The 23,968-nt window shown below is 69.1% G+C and carries 27 protein-coding genes and 1 tRNA gene; 22 read left to right on the forward strand and 6 right to left on the reverse strand.

Annotated features, from left to right (window positions below):
• Positions 1 to 223: 223 nt before the first annotated feature.
• The 11 genes from ADK66_RS24055 to ADK66_RS24105 all read left to right on the forward strand — a co-directional run bounded on the left by ADK66_RS24055 (position 224) and on the right by ADK66_RS24105 (position 9,368).
• Positions 224 to 637, forward strand: coding sequence for a cupin domain-containing protein (locus tag ADK66_RS24055; RefSeq protein WP_053659051.1), 414 nt, complete (start codon positions 224 to 226; stop codon positions 635 to 637).
• The gene (locus tag ADK66_RS24060; RefSeq protein WP_053659443.1) at positions 630 to 2,009 is read left to right on the forward strand and encodes a class I tRNA ligase family protein; all 1,380 of its coding nucleotides are present in this window, start codon (positions 630 to 632) and stop codon (positions 2,007 to 2,009) included. The genes ADK66_RS24055 and ADK66_RS24060 overlap by 8 nt, the downstream gene beginning before the upstream one ends.
• On the forward strand, positions 2,002 to 3,051 hold the full coding sequence (locus ADK66_RS24065) for an FAD-binding oxidoreductase (protein ID WP_053659053.1): 1,050 nt from the start codon (positions 2,002 to 2,004) through the stop codon (positions 3,049 to 3,051). The genes ADK66_RS24060 and ADK66_RS24065 overlap by 8 nt, the downstream gene beginning before the upstream one ends.
• Before the next feature lie 13 nt (positions 3,052 to 3,064).
• Complete coding sequence (locus tag ADK66_RS24070) at positions 3,065 to 4,324, forward strand: lysine N(6)-hydroxylase/L-ornithine N(5)-oxygenase family protein (protein ID WP_053659055.1); 1,260 nt, start codon at positions 3,065 to 3,067, stop codon at positions 4,322 to 4,324.
• A gap of 5 nt (positions 4,325 to 4,329) precedes the next feature.
• Complete coding sequence (locus ADK66_RS24075) at positions 4,330 to 4,710, forward strand: hypothetical protein (RefSeq protein WP_053659445.1); 381 nt, start codon at positions 4,330 to 4,332, stop codon at positions 4,708 to 4,710.
• Entirely contained in the window at positions 4,703 to 5,392 is a 690-nt protein-coding gene (locus ADK66_RS24080) for a LysE family translocator (protein WP_053659057.1), read from the forward strand. The genes ADK66_RS24075 and ADK66_RS24080 overlap by 8 nt, the downstream gene beginning before the upstream one ends.
• A gap of 104 nt (positions 5,393 to 5,496) precedes the next feature.
• Positions 5,497 to 7,164, forward strand: a complete 1,668-nt coding sequence (locus ADK66_RS24085) for an AAA family ATPase (RefSeq protein ID WP_231640170.1) — start codon at positions 5,497 to 5,499, stop codon at positions 7,162 to 7,164.
• A gap of 31 nt (positions 7,165 to 7,195) precedes the next feature.
• Positions 7,196 to 7,651, forward strand: a complete 456-nt coding sequence (locus ADK66_RS24090) for a hypothetical protein (RefSeq protein WP_053659062.1) — start codon at positions 7,196 to 7,198, stop codon at positions 7,649 to 7,651.
• A complete protein-coding gene (locus ADK66_RS24095; RefSeq protein WP_053659064.1) occupies positions 7,648 to 7,866 on the forward strand; it encodes a DUF2997 domain-containing protein in 219 nt (72 codons plus the stop codon). Before ADK66_RS24090 ends, ADK66_RS24095 begins: the two co-directional genes overlap by 4 nt.
• Positions 7,850 to 8,689: a hypothetical protein gene (locus ADK66_RS24100; RefSeq protein ID WP_157552880.1), complete on the forward strand. Its 840-nt coding sequence runs from the start codon at positions 7,850 to 7,852 to the stop codon at positions 8,687 to 8,689. The genes ADK66_RS24095 and ADK66_RS24100 overlap by 17 nt, the downstream gene beginning before the upstream one ends.
• Positions 8,682 to 9,368 (forward strand): 4Fe-4S single cluster domain-containing protein, encoded by a 687-nt coding sequence (locus ADK66_RS24105; RefSeq protein ID WP_053659068.1) that lies wholly within the window; start codon positions 8,682 to 8,684, stop codon positions 9,366 to 9,368. Before ADK66_RS24100 ends, ADK66_RS24105 begins: the two co-directional genes overlap by 8 nt.
• A gap of 135 nt (positions 9,369 to 9,503) precedes the next feature.
• On the opposite strand, the gene ADK66_RS24110 is transcribed toward ADK66_RS24105, so the two are convergent.
• The 4 genes from ADK66_RS24110 to ADK66_RS24125 all read right to left on the reverse strand — a co-directional run bounded on the left by ADK66_RS24110 (position 9,504) and on the right by ADK66_RS24125 (position 12,574).
• Entirely contained in the window at positions 9,504 to 9,986 is a 483-nt protein-coding gene (locus ADK66_RS24110; RefSeq protein ID WP_053659070.1) for a hypothetical protein, read from the reverse strand.
• A 64-nt stretch (positions 9,987 to 10,050) separates the two neighbouring features.
• Positions 10,051 to 10,491 carry a hypothetical protein gene (locus ADK66_RS24115; protein ID WP_053659072.1) on the reverse strand — a complete coding sequence of 147 codons (441 nt, stop codon included), beginning with the start codon at positions 10,489 to 10,491 and terminating at the stop codon, positions 10,051 to 10,053.
• Positions 10,492 to 10,605: 114 nt separating this feature from the next.
• Positions 10,606 to 11,439, reverse strand: a complete 834-nt coding sequence (locus ADK66_RS24120) for a hypothetical protein (protein ID WP_053659074.1) — start codon at positions 11,437 to 11,439, stop codon at positions 10,606 to 10,608.
• A gap of 52 nt (positions 11,440 to 11,491) precedes the next feature.
• Positions 11,492 to 12,574: a family 43 glycosylhydrolase gene (locus tag ADK66_RS24125; protein ID WP_231640171.1), complete on the reverse strand. Its 1,083-nt coding sequence runs from the start codon at positions 12,572 to 12,574 to the stop codon at positions 11,492 to 11,494.
• A gap of 309 nt (positions 12,575 to 12,883) precedes the next feature.
• Between ADK66_RS24125 and ADK66_RS24130 the strand changes: the two genes are divergently transcribed.
• The 5 genes from ADK66_RS24130 to ADK66_RS24150 all read left to right on the forward strand — a co-directional run bounded on the left by ADK66_RS24130 (position 12,884) and on the right by ADK66_RS24150 (position 17,002).
• Positions 12,884 to 13,156, forward strand: coding sequence for a tryptophan-rich sensory protein (locus tag ADK66_RS24130; RefSeq protein WP_231640172.1), 273 nt, complete (start codon positions 12,884 to 12,886; stop codon positions 13,154 to 13,156).
• Between the two features lie 194 nt (positions 13,157 to 13,350).
• Positions 13,351 to 14,742 carry a glycoside hydrolase family 6 protein gene (locus ADK66_RS24135; protein ID WP_053659075.1) on the forward strand — a complete coding sequence of 464 codons (1,392 nt, stop codon included), beginning with the start codon at positions 13,351 to 13,353 and terminating at the stop codon, positions 14,740 to 14,742.
• 198 nt (positions 14,743 to 14,940) lie between these two features.
• Positions 14,941 to 15,468: a DUF6244 family protein gene (locus tag ADK66_RS24140; RefSeq protein ID WP_053659077.1), complete on the forward strand. Its 528-nt coding sequence runs from the start codon at positions 14,941 to 14,943 to the stop codon at positions 15,466 to 15,468.
• Positions 15,469 to 15,612: 144 nt separating this feature from the next.
• Entirely contained in the window at positions 15,613 to 16,062 is a 450-nt protein-coding gene (locus ADK66_RS24145) for a SitI3 family protein (protein WP_053659081.1), read from the forward strand.
• A 370-nt stretch (positions 16,063 to 16,432) separates the two neighbouring features.
• The gene (locus ADK66_RS24150) at positions 16,433 to 17,002 is read left to right on the forward strand and encodes a nucleotidyltransferase family protein (RefSeq protein WP_053659083.1); all 570 of its coding nucleotides are present in this window, start codon (positions 16,433 to 16,435) and stop codon (positions 17,000 to 17,002) included.
• 122 nt (positions 17,003 to 17,124) lie between these two features.
• Here the strand turns inward: ADK66_RS24150 and ADK66_RS24155 are convergent, their stop codons facing one another.
• Positions 17,125 to 18,459, reverse strand: a complete 1,335-nt coding sequence (locus ADK66_RS24155; protein ID WP_053659085.1) for an SMI1/KNR4 family protein — start codon at positions 18,457 to 18,459, stop codon at positions 17,125 to 17,127.
• Positions 18,460 to 18,961: 502 nt separating this feature from the next.
• The gene (locus ADK66_RS24160) at positions 18,962 to 19,333 is read right to left on the reverse strand and encodes a helix-turn-helix transcriptional regulator (RefSeq protein ID WP_053659088.1); all 372 of its coding nucleotides are present in this window, start codon (positions 19,331 to 19,333) and stop codon (positions 18,962 to 18,964) included.
• Between the two features lie 155 nt (positions 19,334 to 19,488).
• Between ADK66_RS24160 and ADK66_RS31980 the strand changes: the two genes are divergently transcribed.
• From ADK66_RS31980 to ADK66_RS24185, 6 genes are all read left to right on the forward strand, one after another.
• Positions 19,489 to 19,674 carry a hypothetical protein gene (locus tag ADK66_RS31980; RefSeq protein WP_197281625.1) on the forward strand — a complete coding sequence of 62 codons (186 nt, stop codon included), beginning with the start codon at positions 19,489 to 19,491 and terminating at the stop codon, positions 19,672 to 19,674.
• Positions 19,675 to 20,322: 648 nt separating this feature from the next.
• Positions 20,323 to 20,526, forward strand: a complete 204-nt coding sequence (locus ADK66_RS24170; protein WP_043326981.1) for a cold-shock protein — start codon at positions 20,323 to 20,325, stop codon at positions 20,524 to 20,526.
• A 368-nt stretch (positions 20,527 to 20,894) separates the two neighbouring features.
• Positions 20,895 to 21,176, forward strand: coding sequence for a hypothetical protein (locus ADK66_RS24175; protein WP_053659092.1), 282 nt, complete (start codon positions 20,895 to 20,897; stop codon positions 21,174 to 21,176).
• A 120-nt stretch (positions 21,177 to 21,296) separates the two neighbouring features.
• Positions 21,297 to 21,740, forward strand: coding sequence for a DUF6069 family protein (locus ADK66_RS32770; protein ID WP_369814821.1), 444 nt, complete (start codon positions 21,297 to 21,299; stop codon positions 21,738 to 21,740).
• A 414-nt stretch (positions 21,741 to 22,154) separates the two neighbouring features.
• Complete coding sequence (locus ADK66_RS24180; RefSeq protein ID WP_157552883.1) at positions 22,155 to 23,381, forward strand: hypothetical protein; 1,227 nt, start codon at positions 22,155 to 22,157, stop codon at positions 23,379 to 23,381.
• A 483-nt stretch (positions 23,382 to 23,864) separates the two neighbouring features.
• A tRNA-Arg gene (locus ADK66_RS24185) sits at positions 23,865 to 23,940 on the forward strand.
• The last annotated feature ends 28 nt before the right edge of the window (positions 23,941 to 23,968 follow it).

Raw genomic sequence — 23,968 nt, forward strand, 5'->3', positions numbered from 1 at the left:
CGACATTTGCCGGTGATCTGCCGGTGCGATTCCTGTTTGCGTGGTCACTTTAAGTCCACAGTGGCCTTGCCGCCATTGGTGGCGGTGAAAGTGGCCAAAACGCGTGACGCCGTACCGAGCCTGCTATGCGCCGTATGTCAGCACTGGTCGATCACCGCTTGGACATCGGTGGAACTAATTGCGTTGCGTAATACCTCAGTCCAACCGAGCACGGAGGATGGGCATGCGTAGATATGTCAGCGATGCGGCGGAACTTACCGAGGAGTACGGAATCCAGATCGGTCGCTGGAAGCAGTACCGGGACCTCGGGCCGCTGCCGTTCGACGCGATGTGGTGCGTCATCCCGCCCGGTGGCAGCAGCTCCGAGGACGTACACCCGGAGGTCGAGTTCGCGGTCGTGACCCGCGGCACCGCCATCTACGAGGAGGGTGGGGAGAAGGTCGAAGTGCCGACCGGCGGCGTCATCCTGCTCGACCCCGAACAGCGCCACGTCATCCACAACCCGTCCCCGGTACAGCCGCTGACGATCCTGAGCATCTACTGGATGCCCCAGGACGCCGCCGCCGTCGCGGATGCTGCCGATGCGGACGCCGCCGCTGCCACTGACGGTGCGAGTGGTGGTGCGGGTCGTGACTGAGGCCCTCGGTGCGGCCGTACCGGCCGCACCGGGCGCCGTGCTCGTGGTGACCCCACCGCCGACACCGAACGGGCCACTGCACGTCGGCCACCTCTCCGGCCCGTACGTCGCCGGGGACATCGCGGTCCGCGCGCTGCGCGCCGACGGCCGCCGGGTGGTAGCGCAGTCCGGCCTGGACGCCCACCAGAACTACGTGCTGGCGCGGGCCGAGGCGCTCGGGGAGGCCGTGACGGACACCGCCGCCCGCTACCAGGCGTTGATCTGTACGGCCCTGGACGCGGCCCGCATCCGCTACGACATCATGGCCGACCCGCTGGCCGACGAGGGCTACCGCAGTACCGTGGCCGGGCTGCTCACCGAGCTGGTCGAGGCGAAAGCCGTCGAGATCGCCCCGGTGTCGCTGCGCGCCTGCTCCGCCTGCCACCGGGTCCTGCACCACGTACGGGTCACCGGGACCTGCCCGGTCTGCGGAGCTGGGGCCGCCGGTGGCACGTGTGAGGGCTGCGGCGGGTTCTGCACCGGCGAGACCCTGGTCGGGGCGCGATCGACCTGCTGCTCGGCCGCACCCGAGCCGGTCACCCACACGATCCCGGTGCTCCGCCTGGCAGAGCACCGGGAGCGACTTGCCGAGTTCTGGTCCCGCGCAGTGCTGCCGCCCCGGCTGCGCCGGCTCGTCGGGTCGTACCTCGATGGGGCGCTGCCGGATGTGCCGCTCGCCTATCCGACGGACTGGGGCATCGAGTGGGACGACGGTCTGCGGATCGACGTGTGGGCCGAGATGGCCCTGGCCAACCTGGTAATGCCCGCCCGCCACCTGCGTCCCGACGCGGACTCCCTGGCCGGGTACCTCGACGCTTGGCAGGGCATCGACGAGCAGTGGATCTTCCTGGGGGTCGACAACGCGTTCTACTACGCGGTCCTGATCCCGGCCCTGCACCTCGCCGCCGGCCTGCCCGATCGTCCGACCGGTCTGGTGGTCAACGAGTTCTACCGGCTCACCGGCTCGAAGTTCTCCACCAGCCGGCAACACGCCATCTGGGCCGACGAGTTCCTGTCCAGCGAGGACCCGGCCGTGGTGCGGGCGTTCGTGAGCTGGGACCGGCCGGACAGCTACGAGTCCGACTTCCGGCCGGAGGCGTACCAGGCATTCAAGACGCGGTACGCGGCCGCCCTTGACGGGAACGTCCCCGCCCTCGACGCGGCGCTTGCGGACATCGAGCTGACGCGGGGCGAGCAGGCGTTGCGCCCGGAACACTTCGACCCCGCCACGGCGGTCCGCGCGGCGCTGACCGCGTACCGCAGCAGCCCGGAACGGGCGGCCCGGCTGTTGGGTCTGATCGGCGGCACCCTCCCGGCGGAGTCCGGTGGCTGAGCCACGGGTACTCGTCGTCGGCGCCGGCCTGGGTGGGGCCCTGCTGGCTCGACGGTTGCAGGACGCCGGCGCCCAGCCGGTGTTGATCGGCGCGGGAATCGACGGGCCGGAGGGCGGGTACGCCGACGCCACGGCGGCGTCCGGCGGCCTGGTGCGGGCGTTCGAGCCCGACCCGGCCGCCCGTTCCCTGGCCACCGCCAGCCTCGCCGAGCTGCTGGCCGACCCGGTGCTTGCCGAGCAGGCAGGCTGGCGGGAGAGCGGCTCGCTCTACCTGCTGGATGCCGGTGACCTCGATCTGGTGGCCGGTGTCGGGGCGCCGGGGATCGAGGTGTTGACAGGTACGCAGGTCGCCCGCCGGTTCGGCTTCGACCGCCTGCCGGAGCGCAGCGCGGCGGTCTGGGAACCGCACGCCGGATACATCGTCCCGGACCGACTGCGCCGGGCGGCCCTCGCCGGGCTGGACCGGACCGAGGCCACGCCTGTGGCACGGCTCGACGACGACACTGTCGAACTGCGGGACGGTCGGCGGCTAACCGGCGACCTCGTGGTCGTCGCCGCCGGCGCGTGGACCCCCGGCCTGCTGCGTTCCGCCGGGCTCACCACCACGCTGCGCACAAAACACATCCAGTACGCCCACTACGCCGTGGCCCGGAACGACCTGCCGTGTTTCGTCGACGAGACCAGTGGTCTCTACGGCCGACCGGCGGGACCGGGACGCCTGCTGCTCGGCCTGCCGAGCACGCGCTGGGACGTCGAACCGCCGACCCCCGAGCCGGACGTCGACCTGACCGAACAGGTCCGGGCAACCGCCCTGCTGCGGCTGCCCGGTCTGGACCCGCGGCCGCTGGGCCCACCGGTCAGCGCCGTCGACTGCTACAGCGAGCCCGCCGGTCTGGCGCTGCGAGCCGTCGCCGGAACCGCGCACACCTTCACCTTCACCGGCGGAAGTGGAGGCGCCGCCAAGACCGCGTTGGCCGCCAGCCGCCTCGCCGCCACCGCCCTGCTCACCAACCGTTCCGCCGTCAATGTCCCAACGGGTTAGACAGAGGCAGAAGATGACGCAGACATATCACGCAGTGGGTATCGGTGCCGGGCCAGCCAACCTGAGCCTCGCGGCCATGTACGACGTCCTCGCGCCACACCAGATCGCCCTGTTCGAGGCGCGTGACCAGCCGGGGTGGCACGACGGGATGCTGCACAGCGGCGTACGGATGCAGACCGGCTGGGTCAAGGACCTGGTCTCGCTGTACGACCCGACCCATCCGCTGTCGTTCCTCAACTACCTGGTCACCACGGGCCGGGTCTACGCACTGCTGGGCGCGGGCTTCGACACGATCCCGCGTGTGGAGTACCAGCAGTACCTGGTGTGGGCGGCGAGCCAGTTGCCGAACATCACCTACGGCACCCGGATCGACCACGTCGAGTTCGACGGCGCGTTGGTGAGCCACAGCCGCGGGGAAGCTGTCGCCCGGTCCCAGCACCTGGTGATCGGCACCGGGACGATGCCCTTCGTGCCGGAGTTCCTGGGTGCCCTCGACCCCCGACACGTCTTCGTCGCCGACGAGCTGAACCAGCGCCTCACCACAGTGCCCGACGAACCGGACCTGCCCTGGATCGTGATCGGCAGCGGCCAGACCAGCGCCGAATGTGTCGCGGCGCTGCTCAGCCGCGGGTGCCGCGACATCAAGTGGATCGGCCGCCGGTCGTGGTTCGCGCCGCTGGAGGATTCCCCCTCCGCGAACGACCTGTACCGACCCGCGTACCAGGAAGCGTTCCTCAACCTCTCAAGGGACGTCCGCGAACGCCTCGTCTCCGGTCAGATCCTCACCAGCGACGGCATCTCACCCGGCACGCTGCGCGGCATCTACCAGCACAACTACGAGGAGCGGCTGCGGGCCGGGCGGTTCCCGGTCACGATCATGCCGAGCCGGACCGTGACCGGCGCCCGGCAGCTGGACGGCGAGATCGAGTTGGAATGCCTCACCGCCGGCAGTGGCGAGGAACGGCACCGGGCGGCGAACGTGGTGGTCGCGGCGGGACGGCGGCTCGCGCCGCTGCCCTTCGACCCGGACCTGTCGGCCCTGGTCGACGTCGACGAGCGCGGCGAGCCGATCATCGAGTCGGACTACTCGATCCGGTGGAAGCACGCCGACGACCACAAGATCTTCGTGCTGAACCGGGGCCGATACGTGCAGGGGCTCGTCGACTCCAACCTGAGCATCCTGCCGATCCGCAGCGCGATGATTCTCAACTCGATCGCGGGTCGCGTCGTCTGCCCGTTCCGCGACGACTACCTCAGCACTCAGTGGGCGTGAGCGCGATGACCACATTCGACTACGACGACAAGATCTTCGTCTCCGTTGACCACGGCGATCCCGATGTCGCACCGCTGACCGGGCACTACCACCAGCGCGGCGACCTCGTGTGGGCGGAGATCACCGGCGGTGCCGTACGACGCGGCTCACTGGCCGGGACCTGCGACGCCGAGGGCGTGGTGCGGTTCGCGTACATGGAGGTGCTCACGGACGGCGCCATAGTGGTCGGCGAGTGTGTCTCCCATCCCGAGCGGCTTCCGGACGGACGGATCCGGCTGCGCGAGGAGTGGCGCCGACACGGCCCACGGCCGGACAGCGGCGTGTCCGTCATCGAGGAGGTCGCACCAGCCTTCGCCGCTCAGAGAAAGAACCCGCAGCATGTCTGACATCCAGATCGTCGCCTTCATCGCCGCCAGCCTCCTGATCATCATCGTGCCGGGGGTGGACTTCGCGCTTGTCACCAGGCAAACCGTCCGGTACGGCCGGCGGGCTGGCTTCGTGGTGCTGGGCGGGCTCGTCGTGGCCGCCCTGGTGCACGCCTCGCTCGCCACGGCCGGTCTGTCCGCGTTGCTGCTCTCCTCGCCGGTGCTCTACACGGTGCTGCGCATCGCCGGCGCCCTCTACCTCATCTACCTGGGCGGCACCATCCTCTGGGCCACCCGGCCACGGCGGGTGGCCCCGGCCGAGCAGCCGGTCACGGTTGGCGCGGGGTCGGGCGGCAACGGCACGGGTACGACTGCCGTGGAACCCCCCGCGGACGAGGAACCGCACGTGGCGCGGCGGTCGTTCATCATGGGGATCACCAGCCAGCTGCTGAACATCAAGGTGGTCATCTTCTACGTGTCGTTCGTGCCGCAGTTCGTCAAGCCTGGCGACGGTGCGGCGGCCCGGACGGCGGTGCTTGCCGCGACGTTCATCGGCCTCGCGGTGCTCTGGTGGGCCTGCTACATCCTGCTCATCGACCGGCTGCACCCCTGGTTGACCCGCCCGTCCGTGCTCAAGGTGATCGAGCGGCTGACCGGCGTGATCCTGATCGTCCTCGCGATCCGGATCGCCCTCAGCTCCTGAGCAAGGTGTTCGGCGGGCCGACGGGCGTCGGGTGCCGCGATTGCGTTGATCGAGGCCTCGCGGGCACTGCTAAAGTCGGCCGGCCTGGTGAGGGGGAGTCGGCGATGGCGATGGCGACAACGTTCCGTGAAGCACTCTCGCAGTTGCTCAAGGCGCGCTTTCCCATCCTCTACGTCGAGTCGTACGAGGAGCACCGGGTCATCCAGGAGGTGACGGCGGTGGCCCGCGACGCGGACCTCGTGCGTACCCCCCGGTCGGTGTGGACATGGTCAGCCACGGAAGGGCTGGTACAACCGGACGGCAACCCGCGCAAAGGCACGACGGACCCGGAGGACGCGCTCACCGCGGCGCTTCGGATCGACGAACCCAGCGTGCTCATCTTCAAGGACCTGCACCCGGCGCACGGAGGTGGTGAACGGCCCGGAAGCCCGGGTGTGATCCGGCGTCTGCGGGACGTGGCGGTGGCCTTCAAGTCCGGTCCGGTCGCTCGCGCGTTGGTGCTCGTCTCTCCCGTGCTGCGGATACCCGTCGAGTTGGAGAAGGACATCACCATCGTCGACTTCGCGCTCCCGAGCGACGCGGAGATCCGGTTGGTGCTCGACGGGATGATCGCGGCCAACTGTGCCAGCGGCCGGATACAGATGGGGCTTGACGACATCGGCCGGGAACGGCTCGCCAAGGCGGCCCTTGGCCTCACGCTCCAGGAGGCCGAGAACGCCTTCGCCCGCGCGATGGTCAACGACGGCGTGCTCGACCTCGACGACATCGCGGTGGTGCATGAGGAGAAACGGCAGACGGTACGCAAGTCAGGGCTGCTGGAGTTCGTCGACGTCAACGTCGACCTGGCCGACGTGGGCGGGCTGGAGAATCTGAAGCGGTGGCTCGCCAAGCGGGACAATTCCTGGCTGGCGGAGGCGGCGGAGTACGGGCTTCCCGCGCCCCGGGGTGTGCTGATCACGGGCGTACCCGGCTGCGGGAAGTCGTTGACGGCGAAGGCCGTCGCCGCGACCTGGGGGTTGCCGCTGCTCCGGTTGGACGTCGGCCGGGTCTTCTCGGGGCTCGTCGGGTCGAGCGAGCAGAATCTCCGCAACGCCATCCGGACGGCGGAGGCGACCTCACCATGCGTCCTCTGGGTCGACGAGATTGAGAAGGGCTTTCCGGCGGGCGGTGCCAGCGGCGGCGACTCGGGCACCTCGTCACGCGTCTTCGGTACGTTCCTTACCTGGCTCCAGGAGAAGACGAAGCCGGTCTTCGTCATCGCGACGGCCAACAACATCGAGAGCCTGCCACCGGAGATGTTGCGCAAGGGACGCTTCGACGAGATCTTCTTCGTCGACCTCCCGACCAGCACCGAGCGCGTTGCCATCTGGTCCGTCCACATCGCGAAGCGCCTGACCCGCCCCGCTGTCGCCGGTGGTGTCACCGTCGACGACCCTCTGCTCAAGGAACTCTCCGTGCTGAGCGAGGGCTATGCGGGCGCGGAGATCGAGCAGGCGGTGATCGCCGGTCTCTTCGACGCTTTCTCAGAGCGACGCCCGTTGCGCAAGGACGACCTCGTGCGCGGTGTGGCGAACATGGTGCCGCTGAGCGTGACCCAGGCGGAGCGGATTGCGGCTATTCGCGCCTGGGCGGAGGTACGCACTGTCGCGGCCACTGCTGCCGAGGACTGGGACCTGCGTGGGCGTGCCGGCACACCCAATCCGCCCACCGTTGCCAACCGACCAGGCGATCCGCCACCTCGTGGCGGCGGTGAAAGATCAGTCGAATTCTGATGCTCCCTTCGCGAACGAGAGGGCTGGTCCCTTGAGCGTCTCACTGCTGCTCGTGCCGCTGGCCGTGGCGACCGTCGCCGCCGTTCGCGGCGCCACCGCCGACCGCGATGAACGTGGCCACATCATCTGCCAGGTGCAGACACGGATGCGGGACGAGGTGTTGCTGACCGCTGCCCTGCGCGAGACCGACGCGGTCGTCACCGTCGACGGCCAGGGGATCGTCGCGGCCTGGGACCGCGTGCAGGCGAACTTCCAGCGCGGAGAGAACGACGTGTGGTCGGCGCACCTGACCGGTGAGGTCGACGAGCAGCGAGCCGTCGACATCATCCGCGCCGTGGACGCCGGATACGGGCGGCAGGTCCAGCGCGCCGTCCTCGACCGGCTCCGGGAGCGAGCTCCGGCCGCCGGACTTCGGCTGGAGTCCGAGACCGTCGCCGACGATGCGAGCGTACGGATGGTCTTCGCGGTCGAGGGGCGGCAGTCATGACGGAGAAGCCGCAGATCGTGTTGACGGTGGCGACCGACGGCATCGTGAGCGCCGAGACCAGAGGTGTGGTGGGTAGCGGCTGTCTCGACTACATCAGCGTGTTGGAAGATCTACTCGACGCGCGCACCGTGGAGAGCGCATACACCGCCGACTACACCAGGACCACCGTGAACGCGCGGAACCTTCAGGAAGATCTCGATGTCGAACGTGCCTAACGGGGCGTGGGCCGCTCCACCGCCTCCCGCGAACCCGGGCGCGAGCCTGTGGTGGCGGATCCTGCACAGCTGGTGGCTGCTGCTTCCCCTGGTCGGTATGGGCTGCCTGGGGGGAGCGGGCTTCCTCTACGTGGGGCTCCGCGCCCGACGTGCGACCTGGTGGATACCGGGCATCGTCTATGCCGCTGCCGGTATCGGCGCGTTCGTGTTCCTGGACGGTTCGGGCAAGCGGACCACCGTGGGCGGCTGGGCAGCCGGCGCACTTCTAGCGATCTGGGTGGCGAGCATCTTTCACGCCTGCCTCATCAACTCGGCCTGGCTGCGGTGGCAGGCAAACCACGTGCCCTGGTACGCGCAACCGACGGCACCGCCGCCCGTCTGGACAGGTGGCCCCTATTCTCCGGCTCCGGCGGGAGCACCGTTCTACCCGCCGACGCCCGCGCCGCCCGCGGTGGCGGGCGTCATCCCGACCCCCGACGCCTACTACGGTCCAGGTCCCACGGCGGCGCCGCAGCAGGCACCAGCGGCGATACCGCAGCCCGCTGGCACTGCGGCAGTGCCCCCGTCGATCGACGTCAACGCCGCGACACCCGCGCAGCTCGCCGCGCTCCCGAACTTCCACCCGGCCCGGGTGCACCAGGTGATGACCGAACGGCAGGCACGCCGGGGCTTCGGCAGCGTGGAGGAGTTCGCCACGGCGGCGAACCTGGCCCCGCACGAGTTCGCCCACGTCAGGCACCTGCTGACCTGCGCACCGCCGCACCCGGGGTCGCCGCCCGCCCAGTCGCCGCCGTTACCCCACGGCCGCGTACTCGATGTCTGATGGCGGTCCCCGCCCGCTTCCCTCCGCATCGGGGCTGGTGTCGGTAGCACGGTTCCTCGCGTCGACACGGGCCGAAGGACCGGGCGAGCGCACGGCGGTCTGGGTGCAGGGCTGCACGATCCGATGCGCCGGCTGCTTCAACCCCCACATGTGGACCTTTCGGGGCGGTGAGGGGCTTGCACCGGACGACCTGGCAGCCCGCATCCTCCACACCGGCACCGACGGGTTGACGCTGCTGGGCGGGGAGCCTTTCGACCAAGCCGCGGCGCTTGCCGAGGTCGCGACCGCTGTACGCCGAGCCGGTCGGTCGGTCATGACCTTCACCGGCTACACCAGCGAGCAGCTGCGGGAGGCCGTCGCCGAGGGCCGTGAGGATGTCGCCGCGTTGCTCGGCGAGACGGATCTGCTCGTCGCCGGCCCGTTCCTGCGGGACCGCATCGACACCGTCCGGCCGTGGGTGGGGTCGGCGAACCAGGAGTTCATCGCGCTGAGCGACCGCTTCCCGCACCTGCTCGACGACGTGCGACGCGAGCACGACCGCATCGAGATCAGCGTCGACGCCTCCGGTCAGATCGCCGTCAACGGGTGGGCGGAGCTGGAACTGCTGGACGAACTGCTGAGCTCCCTGGGCCGCAACCCGCCTGCTCGGCCGCCTCGGGGGGCCAGCCCGACTGCATAGGCGAGGCCGGCCGCCCCGGTCGTTCCGGGACTTCTGCCGCGACCGGCTGGCCGGCGGGCTGTCGACATCGGACGACCCTTCGTCATCGCGGGTCTGACCTGGCCTGTCCCGCGTCGTCGGCACTGCGCGGCCGCGTCAGCGTTGCCGCCACACCTGGAACGTCTGCTGGAGCCGCCAGGTCCCGTCGGGCTGTCGTGCCTCGTTGCGCCAGCGGAACTCGTCGGCCTCGATGTCGGAGAAGGTCCAGCGCAGATCGTCACCGTCGAGCACGATCTCGTCGGCGACGCGGGACGCCAGGAATGTGTGCGTCCGACGTCGGCCCGGCCCCACCCAGGTCGAGCGCCAGATCCCCGCACCGGCTGTGGGATCCGGGAATCGCAGGCTGACGCCGTGCTCGACGCCGGGCAGGATCCACACATCGGTGGTTGCCGACCCGCCCAGCGCGTACCCGAAGTGCCACTCGCCTCGACGGACCGTCGAGGTGCCCTCGGGGTCGTACTCGGTGCAGTCCAACAACCAGGACCCGGCGAACTGCCCGAACAGGCTGAGGTCGACGCCTTCGGCGGGCCCGTCCGCGAGGAAGGCGGCAGCGACGGCGGCGGACGGATCGATCACCATGCCAGAACGATAGTCGCACCGTGACGTCGGCACGGCGCGCAACAGTCGTTGACGCGGACGATCATCACGACTCACCGTCACGGCGAACGGCAGCCAGCGCACCGGCGATCGCGGTTCCGAATCCGATGGCCATCAGTGGCATTCCCATCCCGAAGGGCAGCTCACCGACCCAGTCGATGCTGGTGCGCTCCGGCAGCGTGCCCAGGCTCACCGCGACCACGGCACCGGCGAGGAACATCCCGGCCACCGTCGCGCCGGCGGCGAACAGGGCGAGTTCCACCGACCGGCCGGCCCAGAGGCTGGCGCAGATGGCGATCACGAGGAACACCACTACCCACCAGGTCCAGCCGCCCTCCTTCTCCAGGTAGCCCCAACCCGAGTACCACCACTGGCGGCGAGGGCTGCCACGGAACCACGGGGTCAGGTAACCGAACAGTGCGGTAGCGGTGCCGATCAGAAGCAACCCATTGGGTTGCGGGCGGTACCAGCGAGGGGTGTCGTCCATGGTCCAGGAAACTAGCAGCCCTGATCATCGGCGCAGGTCGGTGATCGTCGCCCTGCCGGCCCTGCCCGGCGTCCCCTGGGGACGCCGGGCAGGTGCGTGTCCGCGAACTGTCGATCAGGCGCGGCGGAGCTGGAGTACCGCCACGCGGGCATCGTGGCCGTCGACATTCATGGGGATGACCTTGCGTTTGCGGAGCTGGATCTGCACCCCGTTGGTGCCCTGGAGCCAGCCGATCTGGTCGATGCCGGTAGCGAAGGCGCGCGTCTCCTTCGCCGGGAAGAGCTTCGGCATCGGGTCGCGGTTGGTGTCACCGGTCCAGATCACCGGGTAGCCACGGGCGTTCCAGCTGGCGATCCGGTCGTGGAGGACGTCGAAGTGGCGGGCCCACCGGTTCCTGCGCCACGCCTCCTCCGGATCGGTCCTGCCGTTGTGGGCGCCGGCGACGAAGTGCGTGTTGAGAAAGGCGAACTGAAGGGCCGCGTCGTCGTGCGCGGCCAGGAGAACCTCGGAGATGACGCGGTTCGGCGAGACATGTGCCTTGCCCTCGTGGACGGCCGTGACGTCGGCGCGGAGCACGTCGTACACCCGGGGCACGGAGATGGGTACGCGGTGCCCGCCGTCGTCCAGGTGCACGTTGCGGTAGCGGGGGCCGAACTGGCCGTTGATCCAGCCCTTCTCCTTCGTGTCGCCGTCTCCCTCACCGATCTCCTGCCAGCCGACCAGGGGAAGGTCCTCGGGGCCGGTCAGGCGCAGAGCGTTCCGGACGGCGGTGATCGCGGCCTTGCGCTGGCCGAGGTTGGTGCGGCCGATGTTGGCGGTGACGACGCCGAGGTCGCGCCAGGCGGTCGCCGCGCCGGCCGGTTCGGCGAAGGTGAAGGCACCGGTGGTGCCGGCGAGGACGACGCCACCGGCGACGCCGAGGGCCTGCCGTCTGCTTATCGGATTCATTCGATCCTCTCTGGGGACTGTCCGTCGGGCGAGTGAGGTGTGGGATCGCTGACTACGAGACGAGGAAGCCGCTGGTGGGGCGGGTCAGCACGCCTGTCATCGGGAACCGGGGGCCGCCGTCCCACCAGTGCCAGACCACCCGGGCGGTGCCGTCGGCGGCGCGGAAGACGTCCATTCCGCCGGGCCCCTGGTGATTGCCGGGCAGGCCCCGGATCGGGTTCAGCCCGGCCGTGCCGGTGAAGCCGAAGAACGGACGGGTGACACCTTCACGGATGGGGGTGCAGCGGGAGCTGGGCAGCGGGGTCGTGCCGCAGTTCGCGATGCCGGTGGAGTATCGGGCGCTGTCCCAGTTGTTGCCCGAGTACATCAGGTACCACCTGCCGTCGGCCTCCTTCCACATCGACGGGTTCTCGACCACGTGGGTGCCGCCGTTGATCTTGGCGGAGTCCCAGGTGATGTCGGCGCTCTTGAGCATGTCCCGCCGGGTGTCCCAGATCGCGCGTCCCTCGCCGTCGGTGCGCACGGTGGAGATGCCGGTCCCCGCGCCGGTGGTGATGGCGTCGTCCCGATAGGTGACGTACAGGTTCCCGCCGCCCACGAACGGGTTGGCGTCGAGCGCCCACCGGCCCGCGTCGGGGCACGCCCATTCGCCCTGGTTCTGGAAGGGGCCACGGGCGCTGTCGGCGACGGCCCGCCCGATGCACTTCTGGCCGGAGCCCTTCCGGGACGCCGTGTAGAACATGAAGAACCGGTCGCCGAAGCGTGCGACGCCGGGTGCCCAGACCGACCCGCCGGGCTCCGCCCAGCCACCCGGGCCGGAGGGCAGGGCGTCGTGCGACGCGCAGTTGGTCATGCCGACGCTGTTGCCGGAGCCGTGGACGAGGACGGGCACGTACAGCTTGCCGGTGGCGCCGCAGCGCGCGCCGGTCCCGGCGCCGACCGTGGTGCCGTAGGTGACGTACGAGCCGTCCTTCGCCAGCACGGTGTCGGGGTCGGCGAGCGGGAACGTGGACGTGCTCGCCAGGGTGGCGAAGTCGTCCTGGGGCACCGCGCCGGCGGGCGGCGCTCCCGTGGTCGCGACCAGTGCGGCCGCCGCGAAGGCGACGATCGCCCCGCGCTTTCGGAGAGATTTCATCATCGGGCAGCCTTCTTCGAGATGGGTGGGTTCGCTGGGGCGGTTCCACCGGTCCGCCAGCAGCACCGCAGTGCCGAAGGCCCTCCGGCCGTTAGTCCGGGTCACGATGACCCTGGTTCGCTCCGCGCCGGCCGCTCGGGCGGTGCCCGCGTCGGCCTAGCCGAGGAATTTCGCCGTCACCGCGTCGGTGACCGGTGCCGGCTCTGCCGTGGGAGGTGCGGTCGCATGGAACCTCCCTATCGACGATCATCGCTGTTGTTTGGAGGCTATCGAAGGGTGTGAAAATTGTCTACGAACCTCGGTGACTTGATGAAGGATCTGTGCATCGAGACGTACCCGGAACCGACCTTCCGGCGGTCGGCGGGCGGCGATTCATCCGACATGGCGCTGTTCTTCGGCGCCCGCAAGCCCGCCGCCGCGCTGGCCGAGATCGCCGCGCTCAACGCGTCCAACCTGGTGTTGCTCGGCCGCGCCGCGCGTGCGGACCGCCTGGCCGGTGCCGCACTGGCTCCGTACGCCGCATGGACCCTCTTCGCCACAGTGCTCAACGGCACCATCGTGGGCCTCAACAGAGGCAGGTGAGCCGGCCGCCGGACGGCATTCCGCCGGCCCGGCGCGAGCGCCACGTCGCGCTTGGCGCGAGCCATGACGTCAACGACCGTCGCTTCCGTTGCGACGTACCCGCACACCTTGGCAGCGGGGCGCGCCTCCGCTACCGTCCATGGAAACGCTCCCATGAACTTAGATACATCGATGTGATCAGGAGGAAACACGTCGTGGCTACCCTGTCCTCGCTACGCCGCAGATCGGTGGCCGCCAGCGTGGCTGCCGTCGCGGGTGCCGCCGTCGTCGGGGCCTGCCTCGCCGTCGGCAGCGCCTCCGCAGGAACGCTGTCCGGATCGCTCTACCGTGACCCCACGTCGGCTGTCGTCCGCTGGGTCGCCGCCAACCCTGGCGACTCGCGTACCGCCGTGATCCGCGACAAGATCGCGAGTCAGCCGCAGGCCCGATGGTTCGCCAACTTCAACCCGTCGACAGTGCAGGCCGAGGTCTCCGAGCACATCAGCGCTGCCAACGCGGCCCAGCAGATCCCGGTGCTGGCGGTATACGAGATCACCAACCGGGACTGCGGCGGGGCCAGCGCGGGCGGGGCACCGGACCTCAACCAGTACCAGACGTGGGTGTCCAACTTCTCCAGAGGGCTGGGCAACCAGACCGTCATCATCATCCTGGAGACCGATTCGCTCGCCCTGCTGACCTGCTTGAGCAGCGCTGAGATCAACGCGCGCAACCAGGCGATCACGACTGCCACCCGGACCATCAAGTCGGGCAACCCCAACGCCAAGGTGTACCTCGACGGCGGCCACTCCACCTGGAACAGCGCAGGTGAGACGGCAAACCGGCTCCGCGCGGCCGGCGTGCAGTACGCCGACGGCTTCTTCACGAACGTGTCGAACTACAACTCCACCTCCAGCGAGGCGAACTTCGGCCGGGCCGTCATCTCCGCCCTCAACGGCATGGGCCTCTCCGGCAAGCGCCAGGTCATCGACACCAGCCGCAACGGTGGCGCCAGCGGTGACTGGTGCGGCGACGACAACACCGACCGGCGCATCGGGCAGTACCCGACGACGAACACCGGCGACAGCAACATCGACGCGTACCTCTGGGTGAAGCCGCCGGGTGAGGCGGACGGCTGCCGCTACACGGCCGGCTCGTTCCAGCCCGACCTGGCCTTCAGCCTGGCCAACGGCGCGCCCAACCCGCCGCCGACGACCGCTCCTCCGACGACCCCGCCGCCGACCACGGCTGCCCCCACCACCCCGCCGCCGACCACGGCTCCCCCCACCACGCCGCCTCCCACCACGCCGCCGCCGACCGGTAACGGCTGCTCCGCTTCGGTGGTGCTCAACCAGTGGCCCGGCGGCTTCACCGCGAGCGTGACGGTCACCGCAGGCTCCGCGGCCATCAACGGCTGGACCGTGACCATCGCGCTGCCCGGCGGCGCCGCCGTCACCAGCACCTGGAGCGCCCAGGCCAGCGGTAACAGCGGAACCGTGCGGTTCACGAACGTGAGCTACAACGGACAGGTCGGCGCCGGCCAGTCGACCAACTTCGGCTTCCAGGGCACCGGCACCGGCCCGGGTGCGGCCACCTGCGCGGCCGCCTGACCCCCACACCACGGCGGGCCCGGCGCGGAGGAGCACCCTCCGCGCCGGGCCCGCTCCCGTCCCGAGGTACGTCTGCCCGCCAAGGGCAGGATTGGCCATACTTTTTCGGCGGCTCGTCCAGCCGGGCGGCGCGGGGCCGGTGCCGGTAGGTTCGGGTTTCGAGCACCTTCACTGTCGTCGTCTGGGGGCGCTGGCCACGTGTCGCAGATCGAGAAGATCACCGGTGAACTCCGCGCCTTGATGGCGGGGGTCGAACGCGCGCAGGGGCTGGCGGCCGCCGCCGACAGCCAGGCGCAGGAGGTGGCGTTGCGAGCGGCGGGCGCGGGCTTCGTCGCCGTGGCCGCAGGTGTGACCCGGATACGCAACGCGATCGCGGGCGTCCAGGGCGGCCTGGGAAGTCTTGCCGGGTCGATCGGTGAGGCGACGAAGGCCACAACGGCGGTGCCGAACGAGGCCAGTGCACAGGAGACGGTCGCCGGGCTGGCGCCGGTGCGGAGTGCAGTGGATGCCGCCCGTGAGGCGGCAGCCGGGGCCATCACCCAGATCGGCGAGGCGCAGCAGCTCGTCACAGTGGTCCTGCAGGGCGGGCAGCCCGGGCCGCTGTTGCAGGCGCTGGATGCCGTCAAGCAGGTCCTGATGCAGGTCGTTGCGCGTACCGGAGGGGCCGGGCAGGCCATCGACGTGGCGATCGCGCAGGCGCGGCAGTTGGGGGCGTCGGGAAACTGACGAGGCTGGCGGTCATCCATCGGCCAACTCCACCCCTTCCGAGCACGGTGATCCGCCTTCGACAGCGGCTGAAGGAACTGGCGGCCGTAATGCGCGACGATGCGATCATTCAGCTCGTTCGGCGAGACTGATGAAGGGGCGCAGATGGCTGTCGAGTACCAGCTGACGCTGGCGGGCGACATCCCACTCGATCAGGTGGCGGAACTGGCTGCTCCCGGAGCGGTCGAGACGTCCACGGCGTCCGGCGGCAGGATGCTCAGCGCCGACCTGAACGACGAGGACGGGTACGTCGTGGACATCACCCGTGGCCGGCACGGCTACTACGGTGCCCAGGACGACGGTGGCGCTCTGTGGCAGTGGGAGCCGGAGACCTACGTCGACGTCAGCTTCTACATGCGCAAGGACACTCTTGTCGACAAGGGCAAGCCCCACATGTTGGCGACAGTGGCCAGGGTCCTCGCCGCCAGGGCCGAGGATGCGGCCCTGACCTTCAACTACGACGTGCTGATGCTGACCCGCGTCGCGGGAGTCATCCAGAAGCACAACATGGACGGCTGGTACGACGACGACTACGACCGGATTCTTCACGTCTGACGGTCGTACGTCCTCGGCGGGCCACCGCGGCGAGGCTGCTCGACACGTCGCGCTGTCGCGCGGCGTCACCTCATAATCACGGGCCTCGCTCGTTTCAGGTTGGCGACCAACTCTTCGCGGCTCTGCCCGGGCACGGAATGGGTCCACGCGGTGTGCCGGGAGCGGAGCGCCACGTCTCGCTCAGCGGGCTGTTGTCCACGGTGTCGAACGGGCAAGCCGAGAGGACCACGACGGCGAGCAGGAGCCACCCGGTTCGAGTGCTTCTGGATACTGTTACGGGCCGCGCACGTCCTGCAGTCCGGCCAGGGTGCCCTCGTAGGCCGAATGTTTGGCTGACCAGCAATCCCAACTGCGGCAACCAGGGGAAACAATGCGGGAAGACGAACTGCGGGACCTGGTCCAGCGCAGCCCCTGGCTGATCCGGGCGCTGGGCGCCGTCCGGGACTCCGGCCTGCCTGACGCATGGATCGGCGCCGGCGCCATCCGCGACCTGGTCTGGGGCGAGCGGTACGGCGATGGATTCGACCCCTCGCTGGTGCGGGACATCGACGTCGTCTTCCACGACCCGACGGACCTGAGCCGCGACAACGATGACCGGGCAACCCAGCAGCTGGTGATGGCCTGGCCGGAGCCGCCATGGGAGGCGAAGAACCAAGCCGCCGTGCACACCTGGTACCCGGCCAAGTTCGGCGGCGGCCCGGTGACGCCGTTGCGCACCATCGCCGACGCGGTCGCCACCTGGCCGGAGTACGCCACCGCCGTGGCGATCCGCCTCGACGCGTACGACCAGATCGCGGTGTGTGCGCCGCACGACCTCGACGACCTGCTCGACGGTGTGTGGCGGCGCAACCCGACCAGGGTCAGCCCGGAGATCTCCCGGCAGCGACTGGCCCGCCATCGCCCCACCGAACGCTGGCCCGGCGTCCGCGTCGTGATGTGAGCCGGCGTTCGAAGCCCGCTGCCCCTGTCGATCCGCTGCTCGCAGGAGTGCCGTCATGGCGGCAGATGCGTGCGCCTGGCCCCATCTTTCCTCGACACGAGGTGAGCAGCGCCGGCCGGCGATCAGAGCTGCATTGCAATGTCGATCACCTGGATCGGCTCCTGCTTCCAGGCCGCCAGCAGACCGTTGACCACCTCGACCGTGTCTCTCCAGCCGGCACGGCCACTCAGGCCGGCGGCCAGCAGGCTCGGCGGGACCTGCCCGGCACGCAGCAGTTGCTGCCAGCCCGCGACGTCGAGCCGCACGTATTCCAGCGCGGGCAGCTCGCTGACGGCCGGAAGATTGGCGACGACGGCGGATTCGGTGACCACGGTGCGCAGCCGACGGTGGCCGGCCAGCGCGGACAGGTCAGCGGGCGCCGTTCCGGCCCTGACGTACAGCACCTCGGTCTCCGGCCGGACATCGGCGAGCGTCTTGCTGGTGCGCGATCCGACCCGTAAGAGCAGCCCGCCTTCCGGACCCAGCTTCGCCAGGGTGGCGGGCCGCTCGGTGAGCAGCTCGGTCAGCGAGGGCGCCAGCCAGCGGGCGCCGGCCGACTCTTCGTGGTCGACGAACAGCACCTGGCCGAACGTCCCCTGCGGCCCGGGGGCGAGGTCGATGACGTAGAGGTTTCCGCCGCCGTCGTCTCCGACGACGAACCATGCAGGCGAGGCCGCCAACGGCTGCACCCGGCCGTGCGGGTCGGGTGCGACGACCTCGGTCGCGCCGTACGTCCAGGACAGGTATCGGGCCTGCGGTTCCAGGTAGGCTCGGGCGGCGGCGTCGGCCAGCGGCACGATTCGCATTCCATAAAAGCGTTCCTGGTCGGCAGGCTGCAGGACGAGGGTGCCCTCGGCTGCGGCGAAATAGAGCGCTCGGACGTCGTCAGGCAGCGCGACGCCGAGGTCCGCCTCCGCCCCGGCCACCTCCGACGGTTCGGCCGGCCGTGCGTCCGGCAGCAGATGTCGGACCAGCGCGTTGACGGTCGCCGCGTCGGCGCCGGCGGAAACGGCCACGTCGTAGCGGGTCGGCTCGCGGCGGTACGGCTCCGGGTGTGCTCCGGCGACCAGGTGCACGTTCTCCAGAAGATCGCTGCCCATCCCGAACGAAACCTGCGGCGCGCTCGGGACGATGCTCACCACCGCCGCCCCGGAGCGGGTCGTGACGCCGCGCACCGCGACGGCCTGTCCGCCGGTCAGCCCGGCCAGCGATCTGAGCATGTCCGTCGGCCGCTCACCTCGCTCCAGGCCCAGCCCGTGGAGGCGGTGGTCGCCGTCGTAGGTGATAGATCCGCCGAACGCGCCCGGGGCCATCGTGCCGCGGAACTCGGCCTCTGCTGCCTCGGGCGGCATGCTGCTGCGCAGCGCGGTGACGAACGGACGCCAGGCACCGGCCTGAAGCAACGTAGCGTCGATCATCGCCTGATCGTAGGCATCGGGTCGGACAACCCGACAGATTCTCCGGTTCGTTTCTCGTAGTCCCACCGCCCCTCACCCGCAGAACCTGCTCCGGGTGTGGTCCTGGGCTGGGAGAACAGGGATGCGGCTAGCGTGGGTGAACGCGGGGCCACCCCTTGCCACCCCAGGTCGCGAGACTGTGCCCTCGCGCCTCGTAGCTCAGGGGATAGAGCATCGGTTTCCTAACCCGACGCCCCGCGTGTAGCCGCAGGCTGATGACCTGCGGCTTCTCTCTTTTCGGGCCTCCTGCCCAGTCGCACGCGCGCGCCGCTGTGATCGCCTGCTGAAGATCAGCAGAGGGGTATAAACGCTGCTCAGTGCCACTTCTGCATGGCTCGCGGCCTCGCTGCTTCGGCGACGTCCGAGTGCCCCGCCGGCTCATGGCAGCCTCATGTCAGGTGTGGACTCCGACCGAGCTTGTTGCCGAGAGTTGGCAACTGATCGACGGCGCGTCTGGCACTGGTCAGCGGGTCTTTTTCGTTGCTCGCGTGCGGGGTGGGGTCAGCAGGTCGGCGATCGCGGCGATGGCGGACGGCACGAGGCGGTAGTAGGCCCAGACGCCGCGCTTGTCACGCTCGAGCAGGCCGGCCTCGGTGAGGATCCGCAGGTGGTGGCTGACGGTCGGCTGGGAGAGTCCGAGGGGCGCGGTGAGGTCGCTGACGGATGCCTCCCCCTGCGGTGCGGACTGGATCAGGCTGAGCAGTCGCAGCCGGGCCGGGTCGGCGAACGCCTTGAGCACTCCCGCGAGCCGTTCGGCATCGGCGCGATCGATCGGCTCGCCGGCGAGGGGCGAGATGGCGGGCGTCGCACTCTTCATAGTTCCCACGTCGTGCATCGTTGCAGCTGACACCGTCGATCGGCTGGTGAACGAGGGCAGGATCACGGTGAGTTCGTGTGCGGGTCCACCGCTTCTGTCGTCTCGGCATGATGATCTACGGGTCGAGGGAGGTGTCTCGGGTCGCCGAGACCACATGGGTCACCCTGCGTCCGGTGCGGTTCATGCCGGACGACGTCGACGGTCGGGTGCTGTTCGGTGTGGACACCCGTAAGGCCGCCGGCGGTGCCGGTGAGGGTGTGGCGGCAGACTGGCCGGCCCGCTCCCGGCTGAGGTCGTCGGGCGATGAGCCGGCCGCCCGCCAGAGCGAGAGTCCCCCGTCCCCGGGTCGGTCCTGGTAGCCCGTACTCCTGCTTGTCGCATCTCTTCGCATCCCGGCCGTCGGCCGGGATGTTGCTGTTCGTGGCCGGCCGCCGGTGCCCGCGCGCGCGGGCACCGGCGGCCGGCAGGGTCCGACCATGGGCAGCGGCGGACGGACGACGTGGGTGCCGGGTGGCGCACCGCTCGTGGCGCCGACGACGTGGCGTTGTTGTCGGAAAAGATCACCGCTGCACGGGTGACCGCGCTGCGACACGCGGTCGCCGCGGCAGCCCGTTCGGCGCGGCCGGTGCCGGTTGCGGTGTGGAGGGCGTCGAGGACGGTGAGGAGGCCGCGCATCTCGTCGAGGGGAGCGGCGTCACCCACTGTGAGCGCGTCCACGATCGCCAGGCGTGCCGGGTTCGCCGAGCGCGGAGTGGATCCCGGCGCGCCTCCGCAGGGAAGCAAACTCAGTGGCCAGGTCCACACACCGCATCGGATCGACGACGGATCATGTGCTACGGTAAGCGAGTTGCAGTTTTGATTTCCGTAGACGTTTTCCGGCGCCTGATGGGGCATCTGAAACCCATCCAGGCGCTTTTCGTTTTTCGTGTCGTTTCGACGCGGGTGATCAACGCGGCGGCGTAAGGGTCCGCACAGTGCGGCCTTTAACAGCCTGCGAAGGAGCAGACATGACCACAGGCACCGTGAAGTGGTTCAACGCCGACAAGGGCTTCGGCTTCATCAGCCCGGACGACGGCGGCGCCGACGTCTTCGCCCACTTCTCCGCGATCTCGGCGAGCGGCTTCCGCAGCCTCGACGAGAATCAGAAGGTGGAGTTCGACGTCACCCAGGGCCAGAAGGGCCCGCAGGCGGAGAACATCCGCCCGCTCTGATCCACATTCTGTGAGCGGCGGCCCGACTGGTTCAGCGGGCCGCCGTTCGGCGTCTCATGCGCTCACCACGCCATCGCGAAAACCGTCTGATCAGCAGAAGGCCGGTCATCTCGGTGTGGAGCCAGCTCAGCATTGGCCCCGTGCTCTCCTCCCTGGATCGATTCGGACCTCGGGCGCTAGTCTGCCAAGCATCGACCCTTATCTCTAGCGAGCCGGATTCCGCCTCGCCGCCGCCCTGACGGTCGAGGCACGTACGGTCGCGGTCAGGTGGAGCACACCATGATCGGACTCGACGCCTTACCTCCTGATGACGTTCAGACAGTCGGGACCCGGGGTGTACGGCGTTACATCCTGAAGGGTTGATGACTATGACGACGACCTACTCCGGTCCTGCGAGGCTGATCCTGGTCGACGGCGCCTGCATCTCCGGCATGGCTTCCCTCAGTACCAACCACCGCGGAGGACTCAACGGCTGGGGCGGCACGTTCCGTCCGGACGAGATCACGACAGACCTTCGCAACGCAGTCCAGGGGCTGCAATTGGAGCTGCCCTACGATCGGGTGGGGACAGTCGACGTCACCGGCATACGCAAGCTACTCGCCACGCAGGTATTGATGTCGTTGGTAGGCCGCGGACCCGCACCATTCTGATCGTACGCCGCTATATCGCCGCCCCGACGCGGTCAATCGGCACGGGGGCGCGGAGACCCCGGTCGAGACGCTGGTCGACGTGTTCCTGCACGGCGTGGTCGATCCTGCGTCCGCTGCCGCGTGAACCGCGGCCACCGAATCTGGGGTGTGGTCGGAGCCGTTGGCATGGCCGCAGCACTGTGGATGGTCGCCGTCCCGCTGCTGGGGCACCGGCTCACCGTCACCGGTGGGCCACCCGGGCGGGAAAGACTGGAAATCGGTCTTACTCCGGTCGTGATCGCCGCGCTCGCCGCCGCCCTGGCTGGCTGGGCGCTGCTCGCTCTCCTGGAGCGGGTGCTGCCCCGGTCCGCGCGGCTCGTCTGGACGATCACCGCGCTCGGGGTCCCTGCTGGTGCCCTTTGCGCCCCTAACGGCCTCCGGTATGGACGTCGCGACCCGGGTCATCCTCGGTGCTCTGCACGTGGCGGTAGCGACCGTGCTGATTGCGATCATGACCCGCACCGCCGCTCGCACCGCCCTCAGTACGGTCACCGACGCGTCGGACACGGACGAGATCAGCGCTGATGGCAAAGCGGGCATGGCTCACTTCGGACGATCGACAAAGCGTAGAAACCTCGATGATCATCTGAACGGGTCAGGCCCGCCCTGCTACCACCAGCAAGGGCGCGTCTCTACACCAACCAAATCAAGCCGGGCACCCCACGACTTTGCCGGGGCCCTGCGCCTGGCACACCCGCCAGGCCCGGCAACCGGGCCAGATATCGTCACCCCTGCCCGGCCAGCGGCAGGTAATCACCGCTCCGTCAAAGCGGGAAGCTCACATCGATGATGTGTGACCTGGCCCATCCTGTCTGGGTCGCCGCAGTGTGAACCATGCTGTCGAGTCCGCGTCGCAACAGGTGTCCACAAAGGAAGCGATCGTGTGATCGCTGGGTGGAACCGCCGGTTTCATTCTGGGCACCTTGGGAGATCGAACTTATGACAGTGACGTTGTCACGCGGCCGGAAGCCTGTCGCAATTGCGGCAGTCTTGACCGCGTTAGCCCTGACCACCGCGTTGGCCGTGCTCCCGGCTACCGCCAGCGAGGGCGAGGGCCAGGTTAAGGGCACCGGTACCGTTGCCGATAGCAGAGAATCAGATGGTTCAACGGCGGGTCTCGAGCACATGCGGCGGCAGCACCCGCTGGTTGAGGCGGCCAAAGCCATACGAATCGAGGTTGAGCGTCGCGGGTACGCTTCGCAGTACGCCAGCATCGTATTGCGCGATACCGACCATGTCGACCTGTATTGGAAGGGTGCGGTGCCGGCGGCCGTGCGCCGCGTCGTGAACAAGGCGTCGGAGACAGCGCCAGTGCAGGTTCACTCGGCCGCGTACTCGATCGCCGAGCTGCGCAACGCCTCACGGCAGATCGAGGCGAACTGGCGGGGCGAACCCGAAGACCTGTACGCGATCAAGGCGCAGCCCGATGGCAGCGGCCTGATCGTTTCCGCCGCCGCGTCGGCGACCGCCGACCGTGCAGCTTCACTGCCGGACGTCGGTGTGTCACTTACGATCGTCGACGAGGGGCCCATCAAACAAACGATCGACCGCGGAACCGATATCCCTCCGTGGGCTGGAGGCGCAAGGATCGTAAACGCATACCGGGGGAATGGTAGTTGCACGTCCGGATTCGGTGTCCGCAACTCCGCGGGCGCCCAGTACATCCTGACCGCAGCACATTGTGGAATTCCCGGAGATCGATTCCAAAGTGGCACCGGCACTCTCATCGGTTACATGGGGCCATGGCAACACGTGCACGACGTAGCACTGGTACCGACCTCGAGGGCCGACGCCTACATCTACTCCGGCTGCTACAACTGTGGTGACTCCAGGCCGGTCGGCGGCTGGGAGCACACCTTCGTAGGGGAGTACCTCTGCCAGTCCGGCCAGGCAACTGCCCGAGACACCGGCGACGAACTCTGCGACCTCATCGTGAGGGGTTTTCACACAGATGGCCGGGGTGCTGTCGAGGCGCAGCAGCGATCTGGCTTGCAAGGCTCTCGTCCCGGCGACAGCGGCGGGCCGGTGTACTCGATTCATGAGAACCAGGCGATCGCCAAGGGTACTACGATCGGCGTCGGAGTGAATCGCCCTTCTTTGATGATCTTCCAGGACTTCGCGACCGCATTCGAGGACTTTGGTGGCATCGTTCCAGTCACGTTTTAGGTCGCCCGCGATAACGGCCTGACCATTGGCCGAGCACTGAATGCCGTCGCCCGGGCGCATCCTGGGCGACGGCATTTCTTGTACCGCCGGCGCAGGCTGCCCTGTTCTTCCTCGCCAGTTACACGCTGGTGATGACGGGGGGGCGCGCGTCCGTCGAGCAAGGTGCATCGAGCCAGGTGTGGGCGATGCCGGCGCGAGCCGATGGGTGCCAGCGCAGCATCTGGCCACATGGCCTCCCGTAGCGCCGCGGCCCAGCCCAGCCGGTACCAGAATCAGGCGATTCGGGAGTAGGCCAGGGCCCCGGCAAAGTCGTGATCATATCCGGCTTGGGTTGACCAGAGTAGAAGCGCCTCGGTTGGCGGCAGCAAGGCGGGCATCGCGTGTGGTCATCGGCCACCCCGACCGGCCGAGACAGCGCAGGTCAACGCGGGCCACTCCCTGCCACCCCGGGTCAACCCGCAGGTCGCTAGACTAGGCCCTCGCGCCCCCGTAGCTCAGGGGATAGAGCATCGGTTTCCTAAACCGTGTGTCGCAGGTTCGAATCCTGCCGGGGGCACCAGGTCAGAGCCGTGACTAACGATCACTAT

Source organism: Micromonospora sp. NRRL B-16802 (assembly GCF_001279555.1).
Classification (GTDB): Bacteria; Actinomycetota; Actinomycetes; order Mycobacteriales; family Micromonosporaceae; genus Micromonospora; species Micromonospora profundi.